21 protein-coding genes are annotated in these 25,789 nt (G+C 74.5%); 16 read left to right on the top strand and 5 right to left on the bottom strand.

All coding sequences use genetic code 11. The features are described from left to right. Positions 1 to 23 precede the first annotated feature (23 nt). Positions 24 to 668, bottom strand: a complete 645-nt coding sequence (locus tag J2X64_RS17870; protein ID WP_310157365.1) for a TIGR03085 family metal-binding protein — start codon at positions 666 to 668, stop codon at positions 24 to 26. A 67-nt stretch (positions 669 to 735) separates the two neighbouring features. On the opposite strand from J2X64_RS17870, the gene J2X64_RS17865 reads away from it, so the two are divergent. The 3 genes from J2X64_RS17865 to J2X64_RS17855 all read left to right on the top strand — a co-directional run bounded on the left by J2X64_RS17865 (position 736) and on the right by J2X64_RS17855 (position 4,773). Next, positions 736 to 2,562 carry an ABC transporter ATP-binding protein gene (locus J2X64_RS17865; protein WP_310157363.1) on the top strand — a complete coding sequence of 609 codons (1,827 nt, stop codon included), beginning with the start codon at positions 736 to 738 and terminating at the stop codon, positions 2,560 to 2,562. After that, positions 2,559 to 4,340, top strand: coding sequence for an ABC transporter ATP-binding protein (locus tag J2X64_RS17860; protein ID WP_310157361.1), 1,782 nt, complete (start codon positions 2,559 to 2,561; stop codon positions 4,338 to 4,340). The genes J2X64_RS17865 and J2X64_RS17860 overlap by 4 nt, the downstream gene beginning before the upstream one ends. A gap of 103 nt (positions 4,341 to 4,443) precedes the next feature. Continuing rightward, positions 4,444 to 4,773 carry a hypothetical protein gene (locus tag J2X64_RS17855; RefSeq protein ID WP_310157359.1) on the top strand — a complete coding sequence of 110 codons (330 nt, stop codon included), beginning with the start codon at positions 4,444 to 4,446 and terminating at the stop codon, positions 4,771 to 4,773. 8 nt (positions 4,774 to 4,781) lie between these two features. Here the strand turns inward: J2X64_RS17855 and J2X64_RS17850 are convergent, their stop codons facing one another. The 3 genes from J2X64_RS17850 to J2X64_RS17840 form a co-directional block, all read right to left on the bottom strand. Next, entirely contained in the window at positions 4,782 to 6,095 is a 1,314-nt protein-coding gene (locus tag J2X64_RS17850) for an amidohydrolase (RefSeq protein WP_310157356.1), read from the bottom strand. After that, entirely contained in the window at positions 6,092 to 6,841 is a 750-nt protein-coding gene (locus tag J2X64_RS17845) for a trimeric intracellular cation channel family protein (protein ID WP_310157354.1), read from the bottom strand. The genes J2X64_RS17850 and J2X64_RS17845 overlap by 4 nt, the downstream gene beginning before the upstream one ends. Before the next feature lie 148 nt (positions 6,842 to 6,989). Beyond that, complete coding sequence (locus tag J2X64_RS17840; RefSeq protein ID WP_310157352.1) at positions 6,990 to 7,679, bottom strand: hypothetical protein; 690 nt, start codon at positions 7,677 to 7,679, stop codon at positions 6,990 to 6,992. 314 nt (positions 7,680 to 7,993) lie between these two features. On the opposite strand from J2X64_RS17840, the gene J2X64_RS17835 reads away from it, so the two are divergent. The 12 genes from J2X64_RS17835 (at position 7,994) to J2X64_RS17780 (ending at position 23,566) form a co-directional block, all read left to right on the top strand. Next, positions 7,994 to 10,084: a CARDB domain-containing protein gene (locus tag J2X64_RS17835; RefSeq protein WP_310157350.1), complete on the top strand. Its 2,091-nt coding sequence runs from the start codon at positions 7,994 to 7,996 to the stop codon at positions 10,082 to 10,084. Beyond that, positions 10,081 to 10,566, top strand: a complete 486-nt coding sequence (locus tag J2X64_RS17830; RefSeq protein ID WP_310157347.1) for a hypothetical protein — start codon at positions 10,081 to 10,083, stop codon at positions 10,564 to 10,566. Before J2X64_RS17835 ends, J2X64_RS17830 begins: the two co-directional genes overlap by 4 nt. A gap of 104 nt (positions 10,567 to 10,670) precedes the next feature. Continuing rightward, on the top strand, positions 10,671 to 11,780 hold the full coding sequence (locus J2X64_RS17825; RefSeq protein WP_310157344.1) for a TIGR03118 family protein: 1,110 nt from the start codon (positions 10,671 to 10,673) through the stop codon (positions 11,778 to 11,780). A gap of 150 nt (positions 11,781 to 11,930) precedes the next feature. Beyond that, the gene (locus tag J2X64_RS17820) at positions 11,931 to 12,419 is read left to right on the top strand and encodes a heme-degrading domain-containing protein (RefSeq protein ID WP_310157341.1); all 489 of its coding nucleotides are present in this window, start codon (positions 11,931 to 11,933) and stop codon (positions 12,417 to 12,419) included. Then, the gene (locus J2X64_RS17815) at positions 12,416 to 12,919 is read left to right on the top strand and encodes a hypothetical protein (RefSeq protein ID WP_310157338.1); all 504 of its coding nucleotides are present in this window, start codon (positions 12,416 to 12,418) and stop codon (positions 12,917 to 12,919) included. Before J2X64_RS17820 ends, J2X64_RS17815 begins: the two co-directional genes overlap by 4 nt. Positions 12,920 to 13,085: 166 nt before the next feature. Beyond that, the gene (locus J2X64_RS17810; RefSeq protein ID WP_310157335.1) at positions 13,086 to 14,507 is read left to right on the top strand and encodes an MFS transporter; all 1,422 of its coding nucleotides are present in this window, start codon (positions 13,086 to 13,088) and stop codon (positions 14,505 to 14,507) included. A gap of 9 nt (positions 14,508 to 14,516) precedes the next feature. Then, positions 14,517 to 16,646, top strand: coding sequence for a molybdopterin oxidoreductase family protein (locus J2X64_RS17805; RefSeq protein ID WP_310157333.1), 2,130 nt, complete (start codon positions 14,517 to 14,519; stop codon positions 16,644 to 16,646). Further along, positions 16,643 to 18,199, top strand: a complete 1,557-nt coding sequence (locus tag J2X64_RS17800; RefSeq protein ID WP_310157330.1) for an FAD-dependent oxidoreductase — start codon at positions 16,643 to 16,645, stop codon at positions 18,197 to 18,199. Before J2X64_RS17805 ends, J2X64_RS17800 begins: the two co-directional genes overlap by 4 nt. 57 nt (positions 18,200 to 18,256) lie before the next feature. Then, on the top strand, positions 18,257 to 20,836 hold the full coding sequence (nirB, locus tag J2X64_RS17795; RefSeq protein ID WP_310157328.1) for a nitrite reductase large subunit NirB: 2,580 nt from the start codon (positions 18,257 to 18,259) through the stop codon (positions 20,834 to 20,836). Positions 20,837 to 20,859: 23 nt separating this feature from the next. Then, positions 20,860 to 21,237: a nitrite reductase small subunit NirD gene (gene nirD, locus J2X64_RS17790; RefSeq protein WP_310157599.1), complete on the top strand. Its 378-nt coding sequence runs from the start codon at positions 20,860 to 20,862 to the stop codon at positions 21,235 to 21,237. Next, complete coding sequence (cobA, locus tag J2X64_RS17785) at positions 21,234 to 22,454, top strand: uroporphyrinogen-III C-methyltransferase (protein WP_310157326.1); 1,221 nt, start codon at positions 21,234 to 21,236, stop codon at positions 22,452 to 22,454. The genes nirD and cobA overlap by 4 nt, the downstream gene beginning before the upstream one ends. 23 nt (positions 22,455 to 22,477) lie before the next feature. Continuing rightward, positions 22,478 to 23,566 (top strand): uroporphyrinogen-III synthase, encoded by a 1,089-nt coding sequence (locus J2X64_RS17780; protein WP_310157597.1) that lies wholly within the window; start codon positions 22,478 to 22,480, stop codon positions 23,564 to 23,566. A gap of 53 nt (positions 23,567 to 23,619) precedes the next feature. On the opposite strand, the gene J2X64_RS17775 is transcribed toward J2X64_RS17780, so the two are convergent. After that, complete coding sequence (locus tag J2X64_RS17775) at positions 23,620 to 24,087, bottom strand: nuclear transport factor 2 family protein (protein WP_310157324.1); 468 nt, start codon at positions 24,085 to 24,087, stop codon at positions 23,620 to 23,622. Positions 24,088 to 24,194: 107 nt separating this feature from the next. Here J2X64_RS17775 and J2X64_RS17770 point away from each other — a divergent pair, with 107 nt between their 5' ends. Further along, the gene (locus tag J2X64_RS17770) at positions 24,195 to 25,745 is read left to right on the top strand and encodes an Hsp70 family protein (RefSeq protein ID WP_310157322.1); all 1,551 of its coding nucleotides are present in this window, start codon (positions 24,195 to 24,197) and stop codon (positions 25,743 to 25,745) included. Positions 25,746 to 25,789 lie beyond the last annotated feature (44 nt).

Below are 25,789 nucleotides of genomic sequence, written 5' to 3'. Positions count from 1 at the left end.
TCAGCCCGACCCGACCAGGCGTCTCAGCCCAGGCCGACGGGCGCGGCCCAGAGCGCGGCGACGGCGTCGTCGCCGCCGGTCACCTCGAGGTCGGCGACCCGGTGCCGTCCGAAGGCCGCGAGCAGCAGCTCCTCCGGTGGTCCCTCCAGGACGACGGTGCCGAGCTCGGTCGTGCCCCGGGCGTGGATGCGGCGGCCGTCCGGCGTGGACAGCACGACGCCGACCGGGCTGCGGCGGAAGCACAGCCGCGCGACGCGCGAGAGCTGGGACCACAGGGCGTCGGACAGCTCCGGCGACACCTGCCGGCGCGGGCCGGGCGTCTCGTCACCCCGCAGGACGTCCTCGTGGTGGACGAAGTACTCGGAGAGGTTGGCCACGTCGTCGAGCTGGGGGACGCGCAACGGCGACCAGACGGGGGGACCGCTGCGCACCAGGTCCACGAGCTCCGCCCACGGCTTGGCGGCGTACTCCTTCATGCCGTCCTCGAGCCGCCCGGCCAGCGGTGGCAGCACGATCCCCACGCCGAGGTCCGGCCGGCGGTCGCGGATGACCAGGTGAGCGGCGAGGTCGGCGGTGGTCCACGGCGAGCACAGGGTCGGGGCGTCCGGCCCCGTCCGGGCGAAGGTGTCGCAGAGGGAAAACCGCTCGCGGCGGGCCAGGGAGGTCATGCGATCATCATGCCTGTCGCGGCATACGCTTGCCGTCTCGCCCACCACCACCTGCCGGAGGTTCGCTGTGCCCGTCGACGCCGCCCCGTCGCTGCGTCGCGCCCTCCGGATCGTGTGGGTCGGGGTCCGCCGGGAGCCGCGCTGGTTCGCCTTCGCCGTGGCCGGCAGCACCGTCTACGGCGTGATGACCGTGCTCACGGCGTGGGCCATCGGCAAGGTGACCCGGGAGCAGGTGCAGCCCGCCGTCGAGGCCGGGCACGCGACCGCCCACCAGCTGTGGGCGACCTTCGGCTGGGTGGCCGGGGTGGTGTGCCTCAACGTGGTCGGCGTGGTCATCCGCCGGATCGCCGCCGGCTACACGATGTACAACGTCGCCGCGCAGTTCCGCCGCGAGGTCACCCGGCAGTACCTGCGGCTGCCGCTGTCGTGGCACCACCGCCACCCCTCGGGCCAGCTGCTGTCGAACGCCAACGCCGACGTCGAGGCCACGTGGAACGTCTTCGCGCCACTGCCGATGGCCCTCGGCGTCATCGTCATGCTCATCGCCGGGATCGTCCAGATGGTCCTGGTCGACCCGGTCATGGCCATCATCGGCCTCACCGTCTTCCCGGCGCTCTTCCTCGCGAACATGGTGTTCCAGCGGGCGATGTCGCCGCGGATCGCCCGCGCCCAGCAGCTGCGGGCCGAGGTGAGCGAGGTCGCGCACGAGTCGTTCGAGGCGGCCCTGGTCGTCAAGGCCATGGGCCGCGAGCAGCAGGAGGCCGACCGGTTCGAGGAGGTCACCCGGCGCCTGCAGGCCGCCAACGTCGACGTCGGCCGCACGCGCGGCACGTTCGACCCGGTCATCGAGGCGATCCCCACGCTCGGCACGCTCGCCGTCCTCGCGGTCGGCACGCACCAGGTCGCCTCGGGCGCCCTCCAGCCGGCCGACGTCGTCCAGGTCGCCTACCTCATCTCGGTCCTCGCCTTCCCGGTGCGCGCCCTGGGCTGGGTGCTCGGCGAGCTGCCCCGCACGGTCGTCGGCTGGGACCGGGTCGACGCCGTGCTGCGCGCCCGCGGCGAGCTGACGCACGGGGAGGAGACCCTGCCGCAGGGGACCTCGGCGCACTCGACCCTCACCGGCGTCGACTACTCCTACGAGGTCGTCGACGAGGAGGGGAACACCTCGCAGTTCCGGGCGATCCACGACGTCACCATCGACGTCCCCGCCGGCTCGACGGTGGCGCTGGTCGGCCCGACCGGCTCCGGCAAGTCGACCCTGACCAACCTCACCCTGCGTCTCGTCGACCCCGAGCGCGGCACCGTCAGCATCGACGGGGTCGACCTGCGCGAGGTCGCCCGCGGTGGGGTGCCGGCCGCGGGCGCGCTCGTGCCGCAGCAGACCTTCATGTTCGACGACAGCGTCCGGGGCAACGTCACCCTCGGCGTCGAGCGCACCGACGAGCAGGTGTGGCACGCCCTCGAGGTGGCGCAGGCCGACGGCTTCGTCCGCGCGCTCCCGGCAGGTCTGGACACGCACGTGGGGGAGCGCGGAGCCTCCCTGTCCGGTGGACAGCGCCAGCGGATCGCCTTGGCCCGCGCTGTGATCCGTTCACCGCGCCTCCTGGTCCTCGACGACGCGACGAGCGCCGTCGACCCGTCGGTGGAGCAGGCGATCCTCGGTGCCCTGCGCCGGTCGAGCGAGGGGACCACGGTCCTCGTCGTCGCCTACCGGATGTCCACGATCACCCTCGCCGACGAGATCGTCTACGTCGAGAACGGGCGCGTCCTCGACCACGGCACCCACGCCGAGCTCCTCGGCCGCTGCACGGGGTACGAGCGGCTCGTCACGGCATACGCCCGGGAGGCGGCCGAGCGGGCCGCCGTCGCGTCCGACGAGGAGGTACGCGCGTGAGCACGTCCATCGACGCCACCTCCTCGCTCGGCACGGTCGACACGCTGCGACGCGGCCTGAACCTGTCGCCCGAGCTGCGCAAGGGCATCGGCGTCACGCTGGGCCTCGCCGCGATCACCACGGTGGGCCGCATCGTCGTGCCGTTCGTGGTGCAGCAGACCACCGACCACGGGCTGCTCGGGAAGGGCGGCCCCGAACCCGCGCTGGTCACCAGGTACGTCCTGCTCGCGCTGATCGCCGTGGTGGCCACCGCCGTGAGCGCGTATGCCGTGAACGTGCGCCTCTACCGCGCGTCCGAGGCGGGGCTGGCGACGTTGCGGCTCAAGGCGTTCCGGCACATCCACGACCTGTCGATGCTGACCCAGAACACCGAGCGGCGCGGTTCCATGGTCAGCCGTGTCACCTCCGACGTCGACACGATCAGCCAGTTCGTGCAGTTCGGCGGGATCATCCTCATCCTCAGCCTCGGACAGATCGTCGTGGCGACCGGGCTGATGGTCTACTACAGCCCGCTGCTGGCGGCTGTGGTGTGGCTCTGCTTCGTGCCGCTGCTGCTGGTGATCCGGCGCTTCCAGCGGGTCGTCGGGCGGGCGTACACCCAGGTGCGTGAGCGGGTCGGTGACCTGTTGGCGGCGGTGTCCGAGTCGGTCGTCGGCGCGTCGACCATCCGCGCCTACGGCGTCGAGGAACGCACCGCCGAGCGCATCGACGCCGCGATCGACGCCCACCGTGCCGCGTCGATCCGCGCGCAGGTCCGATCGGTCGTCGCGTTCTCGTCCGGCCAGCTGGTCGCCGGGCTGACGCTGGCCGTCGTCCTCGTCGTCGGCACGGTGCAGGCGACGCGCGGCCACCTCACCCTCGGCCAGCTGCTCGCGTTCCTGTTCCTCGTGAACCTGTTCACCCAGCCGGTGCAGCAGGCCACCGAGATCCTCAACGAGCTCCAGAACGCCGTCGCGGGGTGGCGCCGGGTCATCGGCGTGGTGGACACCCCGGCCGACGTGGCCGACCCCGGCGACGACGGGGTGGTCCTGCCGCGCGGGCCGATCAGCGTCGACTTCGACCACGTGTCCTTCGCCTACCCCGGTGGCGAGACCGTCCTGCACGACGTCGAGCTGACCATCGCGCCGCGTTCCCGGGTGGCGATCGTGGGGGAAACGGGATCGGGCAAGTCGACCCTGGCCAAGCTGCTCACGCGCCTCATGGACCCGACCGAGGGCACCGTGCGCATCGACGGCGCGGACCTGCGCGAGGTGCGGTTCTCCTCCCTGCGCGACCGGGTCGTCCTCGTGCCGCAGGAGGGCTTCCTGTTCGACGCCACGCTGCTCGAGAACGTCCGGTTCGGCCGGCCGGGGGCGAGCGACGACGACGTGCGGCTCGCCATCACCGAGCTGGGGCTGGACCACTGGCTCTCCGGCCTCCCGCAGGGCCTCGCCACCGAGGTCGGCCAACGCGGCGAGTCGCTGTCGGCGGGGGAGCGGCAGCTCGTGGCGCTGGCCCGGGCCTACCTCGCCGACCCCGACCTGCTCGTGCTCGACGAGGCGACGTCGGCGGTCGACCCGTCCACCGAGGTGCGCATCCAGCGCGCCCTCGAGGGCCTGACCCGTGGCCGCACCTCGATCGCGATCGCCCACCGGCTGTCCACCGCGGAGGCCGCCGACGAGGTCATCGTGGTGGACAAGGGCCACATCGTGGAGCGGGGGCCGCACCGCGAGCTCGTCGGCCGCGGGGGCGTCTACTCGGCGCTGCACGCCTCCTGGGCCGCCCAGCAGCGCGGCTGAGGGACGCCGGCGACTACGCCAAAAGTGGGTTGCCTGCGAGGTGCCCCCGCGGATGCTGGAGGTGCGCAGGGCGAGCAGCTTTCAGCACCATGGGGGAGGCGCCATGTCCGTGCGCACGTCGATGCCGCCGGTCCTCGGGCCGCACTCGTGGCAGGGCAACACCCGGCTCAGGACGTTCGCTCTGCTGCTCTCGGTGGTCGCGGCCCTGGCTGCGGCCAGTGCGGGCGCACCGGTGGGGTCGCTCGAGCTGGGCTTCCGGGCCGACGGCGGCGTCCAGCACGCTTCACCACTCGACGACCCGTGCAGTGCGTGGTGGCAGGGACCGTCCGTGTCAGGGGTGCGCGCGGCCGACGTGCTGGAGGCCGACGTCGCCTGCACCCGGGCGGCGCTGGCCGCGCGTGCGCTGGCGCTCGAGTTCGACCCCGTGCGCTGAGCGCTCCGTCAGCCGCCTGCCGGTCGCGCCGCCGACGGGGCCAACCACTCCAGGGCGGCGACGACGAGGGCGCTGGTCCCGGTGTCGAGGGTGGGCTGCAGCACCGGCGCGAAGTACGGCGAGTGGTTCCCCGGGATGTCCGAGGCGACGCGTCCGGCGGCCTGCGCCGCGGCATACGCCTGCGGATCCACGCCACCGATGCCCCAGTAGGTGTACGGCGCCCCCAGCGCGACCGGGAGGTCGCTGAAGTCCTCGCTCGCGCTCTGCAGGGGCAGCTCGCCGGCGGCGTCGCCGAAGTGCGCGGCGAAGGCGGAGTGGACCCGCTCGGTGGCCGCGGCGTCGTTCACCGTCGGCGGGAAGCGGTCGAAGAGCTCGAACTCGGGCTCGCGCGGTGACCCCGACGCCTGGCACTCGGCCGTAACGATCCGGCGGATGGCGTCGAGCACCGTCGTGCGGGTCGCCTCGTCGTAGGTGCGAACGTTGAGCTCGAGGACGGCCACGTCGTCGATGACGTTGCTCTTGCTGCCCGAGCGGATGCTCCCGACGGTGAGGACGGCGGGACTCGTCGGCGCGACCTCCCGCGAGACGACGGTCTGCAGCCGGACGACGATCATCGCGGCCAGGACGACCGGGTCCACCGACGCCTGCGGCATGGAGCCGTGCGAGCCGCGGCCGTGGACGGTGACGCGCATGCTGTCGGCCGCGGACAGCACGGCGCCCGCCCGGGTGCCCACGGTGCCGGCCGGCATCGGGAGGACGTGCTGGGCGAGGGCCACGTCCACCGGCCCTATCAGGGAGGCCAGTGAGTCCTCGACCGTCCGCCGTGCGCCGTCGCCGAGCTCCTCGGCCGGCTGCAGGACCACGACGAGGCGGCCGGACCACCGGTCGCGGTGGGCGGCGAGGAGGTCGGCCGCCCCGAGCAGGCAGGTGACGTGGACGTCGTGCCCGCAGGCGTGCATGACCGGTACCTCGGCGCCGGCCGGGTCCGTGGCCGTCTCCGCGCTCGCGTATGGCAGGCCGGTCGCCTCGCGCACCGGCAGGGCGTCCATGTCCGCCCGGAGCAGCACGGTCGGGCCGGCACCGTGCTCCAGGACGCCCACGACGCCGGTTCCGCCGACGCCTTCGGTGACGACGTACCCGGCGTCGCGCAGGCGCGAGGCGCCCGCTGCAGCCGTGCGGTGCTCCTGGTGGGAGAGCTCCGGGTGCTGGTGGACGTCGCGGTAGAGGTCCTCCTGCCACGTCCGGGTGCGCGGCAGGTCGGCGAGGACGGTCGCGGCTGCCGTGCCTGTCGCCGTGGTCGATGAGGTCGGTTGCTCGGTCATGGCTCCTCCGAGGGATGGGGAGGGCTGGCGGGTTCGACGTGCCGGCCATGGCGGCGCGCGCGCCCCGCCGCGCGGCGCCGCAGCCGCCCGCGGTAGCGCGGAGGGACCACCCGCGACGGCGACCACGCGTCGGCACTGGGCAGGATCCACCCGCGCCAGCGGGCGAGCAGGCACAGGCCGGCGCCGACGACGAGCCCGGCGAGGGAGCCCGCGGTGGGATGGCCGGACTGGCGCAGGAGGACCAGGACACCCGCCCCGGCGAGGGCGGCCGTGGCATACAGGGTGTTGCCACCCAGGACGCCGGGGACGCGGCGGAGCACGATGTCGCGCACGGCGCCGCCGCCCACGGCGGTCACGACCCCGAGCAGGACGGCTGGCAGCCAGCCGAGGCCGACCGCGAGCGTCCTGGCCGCGCCCGCGCTGGCCCAGCAGCCGAGTGCGACCGCGTCGACCACCGGCCACACGCGGTCCCAGAGGCTGCCCTCGACGGTGACGAGGTAGGTCGCCGCCGCGCCGGCGAACGCCGTCGCCAGGTAGGCGTAGTCGGTGAGGGCCACGGGCGGCCCGTGCTGGAGCAGGACGTCGCGGATGATCCCGCCGCCGAGCCCGGAGAGCACGGCAAGCGTGGCGAAGCCGATCGGGTCCAGGCGCTCCCGGCGGGCGATGACCCCGCCGAGCACGGCGTTGGCGAACACGCCCACGAGGTCCAGCGCGCGGAAGACGTCGTCGACCCCCTCGAGCGGCACCGCTAGCCGCCCGTGCCGCTCACCGGGGCGCCGTCCCGCTCCGCATGTCCCTCATCCTCCACCCGGTCGCGGGCCTCTGCTCGCCGGCAGCTGGGCGACGACCGGGTCCGACCCGGTGCGACGGGCGCCGGACCACGGCCGCGTTGCGTCAGTAGGGATCCCGGACGACGCGGTCCACGCGGCGGTGGAAGCGCATGCCCGCGATGCCGCCGAGGATCGCCCCGACGAGGGCGATGAGCAGGGCCACCACCAGGGCGACGGCACCGGCGGCCGTCAGGTTGCTCACGTGCATGGGCAGGCGCGGGAAGCTGTTGAGCCGCCCCAGCACGTCGTACTTGCTGCCCGCCACGGCACCGATGACGCCCACCACGACGGCGACGACGACCGACCACAGCCAGACGGCGACGCCCTGGCGGGCCCCGTTGAAGCGGGCCATGCGACCGGCGACGTAGCCGCCGCACCAGTAGCTCACGAGCAGGATGACCGCGATGGCCACCGCGCCTGCGATGCCCACCGTCCTGGCGTTGCCGGCCGCCTGGTCGGCCGCCGTCGTCGCGGTCGTGCCCGTCTCGAGGCCGACGGCGGTGCCCGCGGCCGCCAGCACGGCGGTCAGGAGCACCGCCAGGCCCATGGCCGTGAGCCAGCCGAAGAAGGCGGAGCCCGCCTTGACGCCGCCGTACCGGCTGGCACCTGCCGCGAGGCCGTCCTCGACGGCATACGCCCGGTCGTCCCGGACCACCTCGTCGCGGCGGGCGTAGCGCCCGTCGTCGACCACGTCGTGGCGGCGCGCGAGCCGCTCGTCGCGCACGCCGTTCCTCTCGTCCCGGATGTCGCTCATGCCATGCACCTCCCGTGGGGGCGCGGACGGTCGTCGGAGGTATGCCGCGAACGCCGCGTCACCCGTGTACCTGCCCGCTGGCGGCCTCGGCGAAACAGGGCCGCTGGGAGCAGAACCCGCGGGACCACGACTCCCCACCCGACCTAGCGGGCGGTGGGCGCCCACAACTTCCGTGCCGCCCCACCCGTACCCCGGAGGGGCCCTGCCTCGTTGAGGGGTCGGGTGAGACCACGGAGCTGTGCGTCCCCGGCGTCGACCCCACGCACGAGCCCACCCCCCGGGGCTCGTCCCCACAGGACCGAGGAGCCGTTCGCATGGTGTCATCCGTCTCAGCCCGCATCCGCCCACGGCCCCGGCTCGTGGGCCTGCTCGTCGCCTGTGTCGCAGGCGCGCTCGTCGCAGCCGCCCCGGCGCTCGCCGCCACCCCCACCTCGGGGACCGTCTCGGACACGAGCACCAGCACCCAGTGGACCGCCGGCCCGTTCGCGCTGGCGAACGTCACCGGCACCACGGGTGACGTGACCTGCGGCCCGCAGCTCTGTGACGACTTCGCCCTGCACGTCTCGACCCCCAGCGGGTACGGCGACAGCCACCAGCTGACGGTCAAGGTGGGCTGGGCCAACGCCGCCGCCGACTTCGACATCTACCTGCTGGACTCCAGCGGCGCGGTCGTCGCGTCGTCGGCGTCGAGCGCCGACCCCGAGGTCATGGTGGTGCCGCCGACCAGCGGCGACTACACCGTGCGCGTCGTGCCCTACGCCCCGCTGGGGGAGTCGGTCACCGGTACCGCCACGCTCACCGACATCGCGCCCAACCCGGCGCCCAGCACGGCGACGCCGCCGACCTACAGCCAGTACGGCGCGCCCCAGTCCTTCGCCCAGGCCCACAACGCGGGTGAGCCGTCGATCGGCAGCAGCCACACGACAGGCTCGACCTTCTACCAGGCGCTCTACGACACCTACAAGGCGACGTGGGACGACAGCACCACCCCGTCGAAGGTCACCTGGACGGACGTGTCGGCCACGCCCACCAACGGCTGCCTGACGGGCGGTTCGACCTCCCTCGACCCGATCGGGTTCACCGACCCCGCGACCGGTCGGGTCTTCGAGAGCCAGCTGGCCGGCAAGACCTCGCTCATGTGCTACTCCGACGACGAGGGCAAGACCTGGTCGCCGAGCCAGGGTGGCGGCATCAACTCGGGTGTCGACCACCAGACGGTCGGCGGAGGGCCTTACTCGCCCAACGGGATCGGCGCCCTGCCGACCTCGACGTACCCCAACGCGGTCTACTACTGCAGCCAGGACATCGCCGACGCGAGCTGCGCCTCGAGCCACGACGGCGGCACCACCTTCGGCCCGGCCGTCCCGATGTACTCCCTGCTCGACTGCGGTGGCCTGCACGGCCACGTCAAGGTCGCCCCCGACGGCACGGTCTACGTCCCGAACAAGTCGTGCGGCGGCAACCAGGCAGTGGCCGTCTCCGAGGACGGCGGCACCACGTGGTCGGTCCGCAAGGACCCCGCCAGCACCGCCGGCGACTCCGACCCCAGCGTCGGCATCGGCTCCAAGGGCACGGTCTACATGGGGTACCAGGCCGCCGACGGCACCCCGCGCGTCGCCGTGAGCCGCGACAAGGGCAAGACCTGGACCGACGACCAGAACGTCGGAGCGAGCCTCGGCATCCACAACACCGTCTTCCCGGCGGTCGTGGCCGGTGACGACGACCGCGCCTCGTTCGCCTTCATCGGCACGACGACGGGCGGCAACTACCAGGACGCCACGAACTTCAAGGGTGTCTGGCACCTCTACGTCGCCACCACCTACGACGGCGGCAAGAGCTGGGTCACGGTCGACACGACGCCGAACGACCCGGTGCAGCGCGGCTCCATCTGCACGGGCGGCACGACCTGCGGCAACGACCGCAACCTGCTCGACTTCATGGACGCCACGGTGGACCGGACCGGCCGGGTCGAGGTCGGCTACGCCGACGGGTGCACCGGCACCTGCGCCCAGCCCGGTGGGACGCAGAACTTCGACGCGTACGCCACCATCGCGCGCCAGCAGTCGGGCAACACCCTGTATGCCGCGTACGACGCGCTGCCGAACCTGACCCCGACCACGCTGTCGGTGGCCAGGACCTCGGGGCTGTATGCCGCGTCGACGACCGTCGCGAACACCGGCAAGGCGGCCGCATCGGGCGTCACGACCCGGCTCCTGGTCGACGGGGTCAACGTGGCGACGTCGTCCCCGGTCGACCTCGCCGCAGGGCGGTCGACCACGGTGGCCTTCCCGGGCGTGCGGCTCGGCAAGGGGACGCACACGGTCGAGGTCGTCGTCGACCCCGCCAACGTCGTGAAGGAGTCCGACGAGACCGACAACCACCGGCAGACCCAGGTCACGCGATGACGAAGCCGGTGCGGTGGCTGCGGACGGGTCCCCGTCCCGCAGCCGCCGCGCTGGCCGCGGTGGCGATGATCGCCCTCGCGGCCTGCGGGACGGACGAGATGGACGTCGCGATGAAGGAGCCGGCCTCCAGCGGCAGCACGAAGGCTGCTCCCGTGTGCGCCAAGGACGCGACGGCAGTGGACCTCCCGGCGTCCTTCCCGGCCGAGGCGAAGGTGCCCGACGGGTACGTCGTGACCGGGACCGAGGCCCGCAGCGCGGGGCGCACGGTCGTGACCGCGGTGTCGCCCAAGCCGTTCGAGCAGACCCTGGCCGAGATGCAGCGGGCCTACTCCAGCCGCGGCTGGAAGCCGTCGGAGGGTGAGGTCGAGGAGCGCGACGCCGAGTCGAACTTCGCCGGCAACGACCTGCGGGGCCGCTGGGCCATCCGGGAGATGCCGGAGTGCCCGACGAACACCTCCGTGAGCGTGCTCATCGGCAAGTAGCCCACCCGACGGCCGACCTGACCGGTGAACCGGGTGGTCCCGGACCTCGTGTACCGGATGGCGCCCTGCGTCCCGTGGGGCGTCGCCGATCCGGGAGGTAGCCCATGCCACGCATCGTCCGTCGTCCCACACCCCTGCTCGCCCTCGGCGCCGCCGTCGGTGCCGCGGTCGGGCTGCTCGCCGCCGGCGCCCCCGCGGACGCCGGCGCCCCCACGGCATACCAGCAGGTGAACCTCGTCTCGGACGTCCCCGGCCTGGCGCAGGTCACCGACCCGCACCTCGTCAACGCCTGGGGCGCCTCGTACCTCGGCGCCAGCCCCCTGTGGGTCTCCGACAACGGGGCCGACCTCACCACCCTCTACACCGGGGGTGTCGACGGCAGCCCGCAGGCGGTCGCACCCCTCGTCGTCAGCATCCCCGGTGGGGCTCCGACGGGGCAGGTGTCGAACCCGACCACGTCCTTCGTGGTCCACGACGCGGCAGGCCACTCGGCGCCTGCCCGGTTCCTGTTCGTCGGCGAGACCGGCCACCTGAGCGGGTGGAACCCGGCCGTCGGCGGCACCGGTGCGCCGCCGTCGACCCACGCCGTCGACGCCGTGGTCACGCCCGGCGCGGTCGACAAGGGGATGGCCATGGGCCAGTCGGCGCAGGGGCCGCGGCTGTACGTCGCCGACTTCTCGGCCGGCACGGTCGACGTCTACGACGGGACCTTCCAGCGCGTCGCCACCACCGGTGGTTTCGCCGACCCGCAGCTGCCGAGCGGCTACGGCCCGTTCAACGTCATGGTCAGCGGGGACAGGGTCTACGTGTCGTACGCGAAGCAGGACAGCGCCAGTCACGACGAGGTCGCAGGCCAGGGCCGTGGGCGTGTGGACGTCTTCAGCCTCGACGGCGTGCTGCTGCACCGGCTGCCCGGGCACGGGGTGCTCGACGCGCCGTGGGGCCTGACGATCGCGCCCGAGGGGTTCGGGTCGCTCTCCGGCGACCTGCTCGTGGGGAACTTCGGCGACGGCCGGATCCACGCGTTCGACCCTGGGACGCTGACGTTCGCCGGCACCGTCCGTGACGCCGCCGGCCACGCGGTCACCATCGACGGGCTGTGGGCGCTCCTGCCGGGCAACGGCACCGAGGCGTCGACGCACGACGTGCTGTTCACAGCCGGCCCGCAGGACGAGGCGCACGGACTGCTCGGCCTGCTGCACGCCATGCCCTGACCTGCTCGGGCCCCGTTCGCGGGGTGCCGCGGCCCGTTGCCCGTGGGGCACCGGGTGGTTACGCTCCGCGAGCGGGGCCGCGGCACCCGGTGGCGCGCACGCGCCGGGCCCGGCACCACGGACCGCGACGCGACGACGGGAAGGCACGGCATGCCGGCACACGACTCCTGGCCGACCCTGGACGAGCTGGTGCAGGAGGAGGAGCGCCTCGTCCTGCCCTCGCTCACCGAGGACGACGCCTGGGCCCTCGGCTGCCGCGCCGTGGACGCGGCCCGCGAGCAGTCGCTGCCCGTCGCGGTCGGGATCTGGCGCGGGGGACACCAGCTGTTCCACTGCGGCCTGCCCGGCTCGACCAGCGACAACGACGCGTGGCTGCGCCGCAAGGGGCGGGTGGTGATGCACTTCGAGCGCTCCTCGCTGCACCTGTCGCGCATGGTCCGCGAGCAGGGCACGACCCTCGCCGAGAAGTTCGCCCTGCCCGCGTCCCGGTATGCCGCGGCCGGCGGCGCGGTGCCGCTGCGTGTCCGGGGCGCAGGGGTCGTCGGCTGGATGGGGGTGTCCGGACTGCCGCAGGTGGAGGACCACCGGTTCGTGGTGCGCGTCCTGCTCGAGCACCTGGCCGGCGGCCCGTCCGCGTGATCGGTGCCCGGTGGGGCGTCACCGAGGCCGAGACGCGGCTGCCCTTCGCCTGCGACGACCTCGTCGGCAGCCGTCCCGCGCTCGAGGCGTGGCGCGGCGTCACGGTCGACGCGCGACCGGTGCTGGTGTGGCCCTGGGTGGGGCAGGTCCGGGTCGCGCCGTACTCCTACGACTGGCTGGACAACCTCGGCCGCCGGTCCCCGCGTGACCTCGCAGGGCTGCCGGAGCCACGGGTCGGGGAGCCCTTCACCCGTTCCGGCGGCCGGCCGCTCGGGCGCATCGTGGCGGTGGAGCCCGGTCGCCAGCTGACCGGTGAGATCCTCGGCGCGTACCTGTCCTACCTCCTCGTCCCGCTGGGGCAGAGCCGCACCCGGCTCCTGCTCAAGGTCGTCATGGACACGAGCCCGGTGTTCGCGCCGCTGCTCTCTGCCGGCGACCTCGTCATGGCGCGACGGCAGCTCCTCAACCTCAAGGCCCGCGTGGAGGCCGGCGCCGCGTGACCCCTCCGGTCCGGGCGGACAGGGGGTCCTCACAGCCCTGCCCGGTGCGCTGAGAGGGACTTGTTACGGGCGCTTTACGGCGTCCGGCAGGACGTGAAACACCGGTTCCCCATCCTTTCGGGACAGTCGGCCGGAGACCTCCGGCCCTCCCGACAAGGAGGCACCGATGTCCTCTCCCACCCGCGAGCACCTGACGGCTCCGCAGGTCCCGACGCCCGTCGAGGTGCTGCCCGGCGCCCCCGGGCCCGACGCCCCAGGACCCGACGCGAGCCGGAGCGCGCAGCCGGTCCACCGGGCCGGGAGGTGGATCGACCACTGGGACCCCGAGGACGCCACGTTCTGGCGCGGCGGCGGTCGCCGCGTCGCGCGGCGCAACCTGGTCTTCTCGGTCCTGGCGGAGCTCCTGGGCTTCTGCGTCTGGGCCCTGTGGAGCGTGGTCGTGCCGCTGCTGCCGGCGGCCGGTTTCGACCTGAGCCTGGACCAGCAGTTCTGGCTGATCGCCGTGCCCAGCCTCGTCGGGGCGACGCTGCGCATCCCGTACACCTTCGCCGTGCCGGCCTTCGGCGGGCGCAACTGGACGGTCGTCAGCGCGCTCCTCCTGCTTGTCCCCGCGAGCGCCCTCGCGTGGGTCGTCACGAAGCCGGACACGCCGTTCGGCGTGCTGCTCGCCTGCGCCGCGCTCGCCGGCTTCGGCGGCGGCAACTTCGCCTCCTCGATGACGAACATCTCGTTCTTCTTCCCCGAGGCGGAGAAGGGAAAGGCGTTGGGGCTCAACGCCGCCGGGGGCAACCTCGGGACCGGGGTGGTGCAGCTGGTCGTCCCTGCCGTGGTCGCCGTCGGGGCCGGGGTGCACCTGGAGCGGGCCGGGCTGCTGTTCGTGCCGCTCGCCGTGCTCGCGGCGGTCGGGGCGTGGCGGTTCATGGACAACCTCAGCGGTGTCCGCGCCGACTACCGCAGCTTCGCCGTCGCCGTCCGCAACCGGCACACGTGGCTCATCTCGTTCCTCTACATCGGGACGTTCGGGTCCTTCATCGGGTATGCCGGTGCCTTCCCGACGCTCCTCAAGACCCAGTTCCCGGGTGCGCCGCTGCAGCTGGCATTCCTCGGGGCGCTCGTGGGCGCCCTGGCACGCCCGCTCGGGGGCGTCGTCGCCGACCGGCTCGGCGGTGCGCGCATCACCATCGCGTCGTTCGCCGTGCTGGCTGCTGGTGCGGTGGCCGCGGTCGTGGCCCTGCGAACGCACGACTTCGCCCTGTTCTTCGCCGCCTTCATGGTGCTCTTCACCGGCGCCGGGGTCGGCAACGGCGCGACCTACCGGATGATCCCGGCGGTGTTCCGGGCCGGTGCCGACGGCGCGGAGCAGCTCGGTGTCGCCCGCAAGGCCGCGGCCGGCTGCATCGGCATCGCCGGCGCCGTGGGGGCCTACGGCGGGTTCCTCATCCCGCGGGGCTTCGCCATGGCCAAGGCCGCCTACGGCTCGCTCGTGCCGGCTCTGTGGGTCTTCGTCGCCGCGTATGCCGTGATGGCCGCGGCCACGTGGGCGGTCTACCAGCGCCGGGGCTCGGCCCTGGCCCGCGAGTCGATCTGAGGGGGCGCCGTGCCTGCCGCGACACCCGTCGCCACCCACTGCCCCTACTGCGCCCTGCAGTGCGCGCAGTCCCTCACGCAGACCGGATCCAGCGTCGAGGTCGCCGGACGCGAGTTCCCCACCAACCGGGGCGGGCTGTGCCAGAAGGGCTGGACGAGCGCGAGCCTGCTGACCGCGCCCGACCGGCTGGTGACGCCGCTGGTCCGTGGCGCGGACGGCGAGCTGGTCCCCACCGACTGGGCCGAGGCGCTCGACCTCGTCGCCGCGCGGCTCGCCCGGCTCCGCGCCGAGGACGGCCCCGACGTCGTGGCCGTCTTCGGTGGCGGTGGCCTCACGAACGAGAAGGCCTACCAGCTGGGCAAGTTTGCGCGGGTGGCCCTCGGGACGGCGAACATCGACTACAACGGCAGGTTCTGCATGAGCAGCGCTGCGGCGGCCGCCAACCGGTCGCTCGGGCTGGACCGCGGCCTCCCGTTCCCGCTGACCGACCTCGGGGGAGCGGACGCGGTGCTGCTGCTCGGCAGCAACCTCGCCGAGACGATGCCCCCGGCCGTCGGCCACCTCGCGGGCGTCCGCTCCCGTGGCGGGCTCGTCGTCGTCGACCCCCGGCGCAGCGCCACTGCCGACCTCGCGGCCGACGGGCAGGGCGTGCACCTGCAGCCGCTGCCCGGGACGGACCTCGTCGTCCTGCTCGCCCTCCTGCACGTGGTCCTCGGCGAGGGGCTCGCCGACACGGCATACCTCGCGTCGCGGGCCGCGGGCCTCGAGGAGGTGCGCCGCGGCGCCGCCCTCTGGTGGCCGGAGCGGGCCGAGCAGGTATGCGGCGTGCCCGCAGCGGCCCTGCGGGAGACCGCGCGCCTCCTGGCCGCCGCGAGCCCGGCGCGGGGCGGGGCGGGCGCGTACGTCCTGACCGGCCGTGGGGTGGAGCAGTCCCGGCAGGGTACGGACACGGTCACCGCGGCCATCAACCTCGCCCTCGCGCTCGGCCTGCCGGGGCGGGTCGGCAGTGGGTACGGCGCGCTCACCGGCCAGGGGAACGGCCAGGGCGGGCGCGAGCACGGCCAGAAGGCCGACCAGCTGCCCGGGTACCGGAGCATCGAGGACCCCGCTGCGCGCGCCCAGGTCGCCGCGGTGTGGGGTGTCGACCCCGCATCACTGCCGGGCAAGGGCGTCCCGGCGGTGGAGCTGCTCGACTCCCTGGGCCGTCCGGGTGGGCCGCGGGCCCTGCTCGTCCACGGCGCCAACCCGGTCGTCAGCGCCCCCGACGCGACCCGGGTGCGCGAGCGGCTGGCGGCCCTCGACCTGCTCGTCGTCTGCGACGTCGTGCCGTCCGAGACCGCGCGCCTCGCCGACGTCGTGCTCCCGGTGACGCAGTGGGCCGAGGAGGAGGGGACCATGACGTCCCTGGAGGGCAGGGTGCTGCGCCGGCGCAAGGCGGTCGAGCCGCCCGACGGCGTGCGGTCCGAGCTCTGGGTGTGGGCCGAGCTGGCCCGGCGCCTGGGGTCGCCCGGGCGGTGGAGCACGGACGCCGCCGAGGTGTTCGACGAGCTGGCGCGGGCCTCCGCCGGCGGCCGGGCGGACTACGGCGGCCTGAGCCACGAGCGGCTCGACCGGGAGGAGGCGCTGCACTGGCCGGTGCCGGCGGGTCCCGGTGGCGACACCGTCCACCCGGGCACCCCCAGGCTGTTCCTCGACACCTTCCCCACGCCGGACGGCCGGGCCCGCATGGTGGCCGTCGAGCACGTCGGGCCCGCCGACGACCTGCGGCCCGACGCCCCCGTGTACCTCGTCACCGGACGGGTCCTGCAGCACTACCAGTCCGGGGCCCAGACCCGCCGGGTGCCCGAGCTGCGCTCCGCCGTGCCGCAGCCGTTCGTCGAGGTGCACCCGCAGCTCGCCGCGCGGCTGGGCGTCGAGCCCGGCGCGCTCCTGCGGGTGACGAGCGCTCGCGGCGTCGCCACCGCGCAGGCCCGGGTCACCGACCGGGTGCGGCCCGACACCGTGTTCATGCCGTTCCACTGGAGCGGACCCGGCAGCGTCAACCGGGTCACCTCGGCCGCCACCGACCCGGTCTCCGGGATGCCCGAGCTCAAGGTGTGCGCGGTCGACGTGACCGCCCACGAGGGGGCGCTGCGATGAGGCTCGTCGTCGTCGGCAACGGCATGGTCGGGTCACGGTTCGTCGAGGACCTGCTGGCCGCGGACCACGCCGGCAAGTACGAGGTCACGGTGCTGGGCGCGGAGGCGTGCGAGCCGTACAACCGCGTCCTGCTCAGCGAGGTCGTCGCGGGCGCGTACGACCTCGCCGCCCTCACCCTCCCCACCCCCGAGCACCCGCGCCTCAGGGTGCGACGCGGCAGTGCCGCCGTCGCCCTCGACTGCGAGGACCGGGTGGTGGTGGACTCCGACGGGCTCCGGCACCGCTACGACCAGGTGGTCCTGGCGACCGGTGCTGTGGCCCGCATCCCCCCGCTCGCCGGGCTCGGCACGGCGCCCGGGTCGCTCGTGCCGGGCGTGCACGCCCTGCGGACCATCGACGACGCCCGCGAGATCGTGGCTGCGACCTACAACGCAACGAGTGCCGTCGTGCTCGGTGCCGGTGTCCTGGGCCTGGAGGTGGCGTGCGGCCTGGCACGGCGCGGCTGCGGCGTCACGGTCGTGCACCCGGCTCCCGCGATGATGGAGCGCCAGCTCGACGGCCCGGCGAGCCAGGCCCTCGAGGGGGCGATGACCCGGCTCGGGATCGACCACAGGGTCGGCGTCGGCGCCGACGGCGTCCGCATCGAGCGCGGCCGGCTCGGTGGTGTGCACCTCGCCGGCGGCGAGGTCCTGCCCGCCGACCTCCTCGTCGTCGCGACCGGCACCGTCGTCGACACGTCGCTGGCAGCGGCCGCCGGCCTCCCGACCGGTCGCGGCGTGCTGGTCGGGGACGACCTGGCCAGCCCCGCCGACCGGAGGGTGTTCGCGATCGGGGACTGCGCCCAGCCCCCGGAGGGCGGGACCGGCCTCGTCGCCCAGGGGTGGGAGCAGGCGCGCCGCCTCGCCGCCGCACTCACCGCCGGGACGGGCGAGGCCGTGGCCGGCCCGTCGGCCTCCGCCGTGCCGACGCCCGGCACGTCGAGTCCCGGCACGTCGGGTCCCGGCACGTCGGGTCCCGGCACGTCGGCCTCGGGCACGGACGTCGTCCGGCTCAAGGCGCACGGACTGGACGTCGTCGCCATGGGGGTCTGTGGCAGCGCGCGGGCCGACGACCCGGCGCAGCGCAGCCTGCGCCTCAGCGACCCCGGTGCCGGCCGCCACGTGGAGGTCGTCGTGTCCGGCGACCGGCTGGTCGGCGCCACGTGCGTCGGCGCCGGTCAGGTCGCGGCCGACCTCGTCGCGGCGTACACCCGGCGCACGCCGCTGCCGGCCGACCCGGCATACCTCCTCCTGCCGGCCCTCGCCCCCGCGCGCGCCGGCTCCTCCGCAGCGGACCCCACGTCGCTGCCCGACGACGCCACGGTCTGCCGCTGCAACGGCGTCAGCAAGGGCGCCATCACCGGGGCGCTGCGCGACGGCGCACAGTCGCTCGACGAGGTCGCCCGGGCCACCCGGGCGACCACCGGGTGCGGCGGGTGCACCGACGACGTGTGCGCCCTCGTCGACGCCCTCACACCTCACCGTGACCGCTCCGAGCCGGTGAAAACCGTTTAACGAAGGGGAAACACATGTTCCACAGCACCGAAACCACGGCTGCCTAGGTTTGCCGCCATGGAGAGCACACCGCAGACCCCCCGGCACCTCGTGGTCGTCGGCGGCGGGATGGTGGCGCGGCGCGTCGTCGACGCCCTCCGCTCCCGCGACGCGGCCGGCGACTGGGCGGTCACCGTCCTCGCCGAGGAGCCGCGCGCGCCCTACGACCGCGTCGCCCTGACGTCCTACTTCACGGGCCGAGACCCCGAGGACCTGGCGCTCGGCGGCCAGGAGATCTGGGACGACCCGCTCGTCACCCTGCGCCGCGGCGTGCGCGCCGAGGCGGTGGACCGGGCCGCCCGCACCGTCAGCACCTCCGACGGGCGCACGCTCGCGTACGACGAGCTCGTCCTGGCCACCGGCTCGTGTGCCGCGGTGCCGCCGGTCCCGGGCAGGGACCTGCGCGGCGCGTTCGTCTACCGCACCATCGACGACGTCGCCGCCCTGCGTGCCCACGTCGAGCGGCTCCGGGACGAGCTCGACCGACCGGTGCGCGGCGCCGTCGTCGGCGGTGGCCTGCTCGGGCTCGAGGCGGCCGGGGCGCTGCGCGCCCTGCAGTGCGAGGCGACCGTCGTGGAGTTCGCACCACGGCTGATGCCGCTGCAGGTCGACGAGGGCGGGGGCGAGGCCCTCAAGCGCCTCATCACCGGCCTCGGTGTCGACGTCCGCACCTCGACCGCCACCGCCCGCATCGTGGGCCACCTCGGGCAGGTGTCGCGGATGGAGTTCAGCGAGGGCCCGCCGCTGTCGGTCGACGTCGTCGTGTTCGCCGTCGGCGTGCGGCCGCGCGACGAGCTGGCCCGCGAGGCCGGCCTCGAGGTGGGGGAGCGCGGCGGGGTCGTCGTCGACGAGTCCTGCCGCACGGCCGACCCGCACGTCTGGGCCGTCGGCGAGGTGGCCTGCATCGAGGGACGCTGCCTCGGCCTCGTGGGGCCCGGGTACACCATGGCCGAGGTCGTGGTGGACCGGCTGCTCGGCGGCCAGGGTGCGTTCCCCGGCGCCGACCTGTCCACCAAGCTCAAGCTGCTCGGGGTCGACGTCGCGAGCTTCGGCGACGCGTTCGCCACCGAGCCCGGCTCGCTCGAGGTCGTCATCTCCGACCCCGTGGCCGGTGTCTACAAGAAGCTCGTCATGTCCGACGACGCCCGGACGCTGCGCGGCGGCATCCTCGTCGGTGACGCCGGTGCGTATGCCGCCCTGCGCCCGATGGTGGGCCGCGAGCTCGGCGGCGACCCCGCGGCATACCTGCTCCCCGAGGGCGGCGCACCCGCACCCTCCGCCGACCTGCCGGACGACACCCCCGTGTGCTCGTGCAACAACGTGACGGCCGGCGCCATCCGCTGCGCCGTGACCGAGGGCGGGTGCACCGACCTCGGTGGCGTCAAGGCGTGCACGCGCGCGGGCACCAGCTGCGGGTCGTGCCTGCCGCTGGTGAAGAAGCTCGTGACGACCGAGCTCGAGAAGGCCGGCGTGGCCGTGGGGAACGCCCTGTGCGAGCACTTCGAGCTGTCCCGGGCCCAGCTGTTCGACGTCGTGCGGGTGCAGGGGCTCACGACGTTCAGCGAGATCGTCGCCCGGCACGGCCGCGGCCGCGGGTGCGACATCTGCAAGCCGGTCATCGGCTCGATCCTCGCCTCGCTCGGCACCGGGCACATCCTCGAGGGGGAGCGGGCGACCCTGCAGGACACCAACGACCACGTCATGGCGAACCTGCAGAAGGACGGCTCCTACTCGGTCGTGCCGAGGATCCCGGGCGGCGAGGTGACACCGGAGGGACTGCTCGCGATCGGCCAGGTGGCCAAGGACTTCGGCCTGTACACCAAGATCACCGGTGGCCAGCGGATCGACCTGTTCGGGGCGCGGATCGACCAGCTCCCGGCGATCTGGCAGCGGCTGGTGGACGCGGGGTTCGAGTCCGGCCACGCGTACGGCAAGTCGCTGCGGACGGTGAAGTCCTGCGTCGGCTCGACCTGGTGCCGGTACGGCGTGCAGGACTCCGTCGGCCTCGCCATCGCGCTCGAGCTGCGCTACCGCGGCCTGCGCAGCCCGCACAAGCTCAAGCTCGGCGTCTCCGGGTGCGCGCGCGAGTGCGCCGAGGCGCGCGGCAAGGACGTCGGCGTCATCGCCACCGACAACGGCTGGAACCTGTACGTCGGCGGCAACGGCGGGTTCACGCCGCGGCACGCCCGGCTGCTGGCGGAGGACCTCGACACCGAGACGCTGGTCCGCACGATCGACCGGTTCCTCCTCTACTACGTGCGGACCGCCGACCGGCTCCAGCGGACGGCGTCCTGGGTCGAGGACCACGAGGGCGGCCTCGAGGCCATCCGGGCGGTCGTCCTCGACGACAGCCTGGGCATCTGTGCCGACCTCGACGCGGCCATGGCCGGTCACGTCGAGTCCTACGAGGACGAGTGGGCGGCGGTCCTCGCCGACCCCGAGAAGCTTCGACGCTTCTCCGCCTTCGTCAACGCCCCCGAGGCGGTCGACGACTCGCTGGCCTACGTCGCCGAGCGCGGCCAGCCGCGGCCTGCCACCCCGGACGAGCGGCGCCAGGGTGTGCTCGTCGCCGGCACGACGCTGGAGGTGCGGCGGTGACCGCGCGCGTGGACGTCGCGGGCGTGGACGCCACCGTCGTCGGCGCCGTCGTGGCCACCTGGGTGCCGGTCTGCCACCTCTCCGACCTCCCGCGCGAGCGCGGCACGGCCGCCCTCGTCGCCGGCGTCCAGGTCGCGCTGTTCCGCACCTACGACGACGCCGTGTATGCCGTGCAGCAGCACGACCCGTACAGCGGCGCGGCCGTCCTGTCCCGGGGGATCGTCGGGACCCGCGGCGACGTGCCCACGGTCGCCTCACCCATGTACAAGCAGGTCTTCGACCTGCGGACCGGTGCCTGCCTCGACCCGGTCGGCAGGGAGCCGCAGACGCTGCGGACCTGGCCCGTCGAGGTGCGCGACGGCACCGTGCACGTCGCGTCGGCCGAGGTCGGCCCGGCGTGACGACGCTCCTGGGGCTGGACCTGCGCGGTCGCCGCGTGCTGGTCGCAGGCGGGGGTCCGGTGGCGGCGCGCCGGGCGGCCGCCCTGGTGGCGGACGGGGCTGTCGTCACGGTCGTCGCCCCGCACGTGTGCGAGGACCTGCGCGACCTCGTGGTAGCCGGGTCGGTCCGCTGGGAGCCGCGCGACGTCGCCGAGCACGACGTCGACGGCGCGTGGCTCGTGCAGGCCGCGACGGACGACCCCCGGGCGAACGCGGAGCTGTGCCGGTGGGCCGAGCGGCGGCGGGTCTGGAGCGTCAACGCGGGTGAGGCCGGTGCCGGCTCGGCCCGGACCCCTGCCACGACGACCCATGCGGGCCTCGTCGTCGGGGTGCTGTCGCAGGACGGCTCCCCGGACCCCGCCCGGGCGGCGGCGGTCCGCGACGCGCTCGCGACCCAGCTCACCTGCGGGCCGCTCGACCTGCGCCCGCGTCGCCGTGCGGACGGGGTCGGCGTGGGTCGGGTGGTGCTGGTCGGGGGCGGTCCGGGGGCCGAGGACCTGATGACGGTCCGCGGCCGGCGTGCCCTGTCGGAGGCCGACGTCGTCGTGACCGACCGGCTCGGGCCCACGGGGCTGCTGGCGGCCCTGCCGCGGGACGTCGAGGTGGTCGACGTGGGCAAGACACCGGGGCTGCACGCCGTCCCGCAGGAGGAGATCAACCGGATCCTCGTCGAGCAGGCGCAGCGGGGGCGCACCGTCGTCCGCCTCAAGGGCGGCGACCCGTTCGTCTACGGGCGCGGGGGCGAGGAGGTGCAGGCCTGCCGGGCACACGGCATACCGGTCGAGGTGGTGCCCGGCGTGAGCTCGGCCCTCAGCGGGCCGGGGCTGGCCGGCATACCCCTCACCCACCGAGGCACGGTCGGCTCGGTGCACGTGGCGCACGGACACCGCGCGCTCGAGACCACCGCCGTCGCCTGCGTGGTCGAGCGCAGCGCCACCCTCGTGCTGCTCATGGGGGTCTCGCTGCTCGCCGAGCACGTCGACCAGCTCCTCGCGGCGGGCGCCGACCCGGGCACCCCCGCGGCGGTGGTGGAGCGGGCGAGCCTGCCGGACCAGCGGGTCACCACTGCGCCGCTCGGCGGCCTCGTGCGGCGGTGCCTCGAGGTGGGCGTCGCCGCGCCGGCCGTCGTGGTCGTCGGCGACGTCGCGGCTCCCGGCCTGCTGGAGGCGCCGGCGTGAGCGCACCGTCCCTGGGGCAGGTGATGGCGGGCTGCGTCGTCCTCGTCACCGCCGACCGGCGCTCGTCCGAGCTGGGCTCCGCGCTCACCCGGCGCGGTGCGCAGGTGCGGCACGCACCCGCGCTGTCGATCGTGCCGCACGAGCACGACGACGAGCTGCTCGCCGCCACCAGGACGCTCCTGGACGACCCGCCCGACACCGTCGTCGTCACGACCGGGATCGGCTTTCGCGGGTGGGTGGAGGCCGCCGACGCCGCGGGGCTCGCCGACGACCTCGTCGAGGTGCTCGCGCGGGCGCGCATCGTCGCCCGCGGCCCCAAGGCCCGCGGCGCCATCCAGGCCGCCGGGCTGCAGGCCGACTGGGTCGCCGAGTCCGAGACCTCCGCCGAGATCCTCGACCTGCTGCTCGCCGAGGGCGTGGCCGGCCTGCGGGTCGCCGTGCAGCACCACGGCGCGGGGGCCGACGGGCTCGACGTCGAGCTGGCGGCCGCCGGCGCCGACGTCGCCAGCCTCGTCGTCTACCGGTGGGGACCGCCGCCGGACCCCGACGCCCTCGCCGCGTCGGTCCGCGCCGCGGCGGCGGGCGAGGTCGACGCGGTCGTCTTCACGTCGGCACCGGGCGCGAGCGCCTGGCTCGACGCGGCCGACCGGGAGGGGGTGCTGGCCTCGGTGGTGCACCGCTGCGCGTCGGGCTGCATGGTGACGGCGGCCGTCGGCCCGGTGACCGCCGCGCCGCTGCGCGAGCGCGGCATACAGCCGATCGTGCCCGAGCGCGGCCGGCTTGGAGCCCTCGTGCGCGCGCTGGTCGGCCACTACGAGCGGGCGCAGACCTCCGCTGTGGCCACGGTGCTCGGACCCCTGCAGGTGCGGCGTACCGTCGCCCTGCTCGACGGCCACGTGCTTCCGGTCTCGCCGAGCGGCCTGGAGGTCCTGCGGGTCCTGGCCGACGCAGCCGGCGGGATCGTGACGCGGGGCCAGGTGCTCGCGGCACTGCCCGGGGAGTCGACCGACCCGCACGCGGCGGAGGTGGCGATCGCCCGGCTGCGGGAGGTCTGCGGCCGCTCCGTCGTGCAGACGGTCGTCAAGCGGGGGTACCGGCTTGCCGTGCCGTGAGGACTGGCGCCGTCCCGGGGGCCGCCCGCAGGACGGCGCCAGGGGAGCCCGCGTCAGTGCAGCGGGATGTCGTGCTCGGGGGTGCGCTCGTCCTCGGGGCGCGGTCCGAAGATGCGCCGCTCGTCCTCGGAGATCGCGAGGTCGTTGATGGAGGCCTCGCGCCGCCGCATCAGCCCGGCGTCGTCGAACTCCCACAGCTCGTTGCCGTAGCTGCGGAACCAGTGGCCGCTGCGGTCGTGGCACTCGTACTGGAAGCGGACGGCGATCCGGTTGCCGGTGAAGCCCCACAGGCTCTTGCGCAGCGCGTAGTCGAGCTCGCGCTCCCACTTGGCCGTGAGGAACTCGACGATCTGCTCGCGCCCCTGCAGGAAGGTGTCGCGGTTGCGCCACACCGAGTCCGGTGTGTACGCCAGGCTCACGCGGTGCGGGTCCCGGGTGTTCCAGGCGTCCTCGGCGGCCTGCACCTTCTGCCGGGCGCTCTGCTCGTCGAACGGCGGGAACGGCGGACGTCCCTCGGTCATGGCTCGCATCCTCTCCCGTGCCTTCGCGCTCTCCTGCGCCTCGCGGTCCTTCCTACTCCTCGGACGCGGGTCGCGCTCGGGTCCCGGGGTGCGCCTAGCCTTGCGGCATGGATCTCGGGCTGGACTTCGGCACCACGCACACGGTCGTCGCGCACGCGGACCGGGGCAACTACCCGGTCGTGTCGTTCCTCGACGCCGACGGGGACGCCCACGACCACTTCCCCTCGGTCGCCGCGCTCGACGGCGACGAGCTCGTCTTCGGCTTCGAGGCGCTTGAGGCGGGACGGCGGGGCGCACCGGTGGTCCGCTCGTTCAAGCGGGCGCTGGCCGAGCCCGGCACCGCACCCGGCGCCACCCTCGCCGTGGGTGGCCGGGACGTCCCCGTCCTCGACGTCCTGACCGGGTTCTTCGCGTCCCTGCGCCGGGCCCTGCAGGAGGCCTCCAGCGTGGATGGGGTGTCGGGTTCCGGCGACGACGTCCGGGTCGTGCTCGGCGTCCCGGCGCAGGCCCACAGCGCGCAGCGCTTCCTCACCCTCGAGGCCTGCCGCCGCGGCGGGTTCACCGTGGCCGGCATGGTCAACGAGCCCTCCGCCGCCAGCCTCGAGTTCGCCCACCGCCAGTCCCGCTCCATCACCTCGCGCCGCAACCTCGTCGTGGTCTACGACCTCGGCGGCGGCACGTTCGACACCTCCCTCGTCCAGCTCGACGGCACGACCCACGAGGTCCTCGACTCACGCGGCGTGAACCGCCTCGGCGGCGACGACTTCGACGAGGCGCTCGCCGACCTGGCGCTGCAGGCTGCCGGGGTGGGCCGCGGCGACCTGGCCGCCGAGGACTGGGCGGCCCTCGTCGACCAGTGCCGTGAGGCCAAGGAGCGGCTGACCCCGCAGTCGCGGCGCGTGCCCCTCGAGGTGCCCGGCTCGGAGACAGGGCTGGTCAGCGTCGACGTCGCCGACTACTACGCCGCCGTCACGCCCCTGGTCGAGCAGTCCGTGGCGGCCATGGAGCCGCTCGTGGCGACCCTTCCGCCCGGCGACGACCCGATGGGGCTGGAGGGCGTGGCCGGCATCTACCTCGTCGGCGGGGCGAGCGGGCTGCCACTGGTGCCGAGGCTGCTGCGCGAGCGGTTCGGGCGCAGGGTCCACCGGGCGCCGCTGCCCAGCGCGTCGTCAGCGGTCGGCCTCGCCATCGCCGCAGACCGGTCGGCCGGTTTCTCGCTGCAGGACCGCCTCTCGCGCGGTTTCGGCGTGTTCCGGGAGCGCGAGGCCGGGGCGGGGGTGTCCTTCGACCCGGTCCTTGACCGCTCGCTCGCGACCGCGTCGGCCGTGGGCCCGGACGCCTCCTCCGAGCCGGTGGTCGTGACCCGGCGCTACCAGGCCGCGCACAACGTCGGCTGGTTCCGGTTCGTGGAGTACTCCTCGGTCGACGACCAGGGCGAGCCGAGGGGTGACCTGGCTCCGGTCGGCGAGGTCGTGTTCCCGTTCGACCCGGCGCTGCAGCAGGGCGGCGACCGGCTGCCGGACGGCGTCGCGATCGAGCGCCTGGGGAGCGGGCCCACCGTCGAGGAGCGGTACACCGTCGACGCCGCCGGCATCGTGGCGGTGACCATCACCGACCTGACCACGGGCTACCGGCAGGAGCAGGTCCTCCGGGCCTGACCGGCCGGACCTGACGGCCAGCGGCGTGGGGCCGCGGCCTGACG

The organism is Phycicoccus sp. 3266 (genome assembly GCF_031456495.1).
Lineage (GTDB): Bacteria > Actinomycetota > Actinomycetes > Actinomycetales > Dermatophilaceae > Pedococcus.
This window is presented reverse-complemented; position numbering and strand designations above follow the sequence as displayed.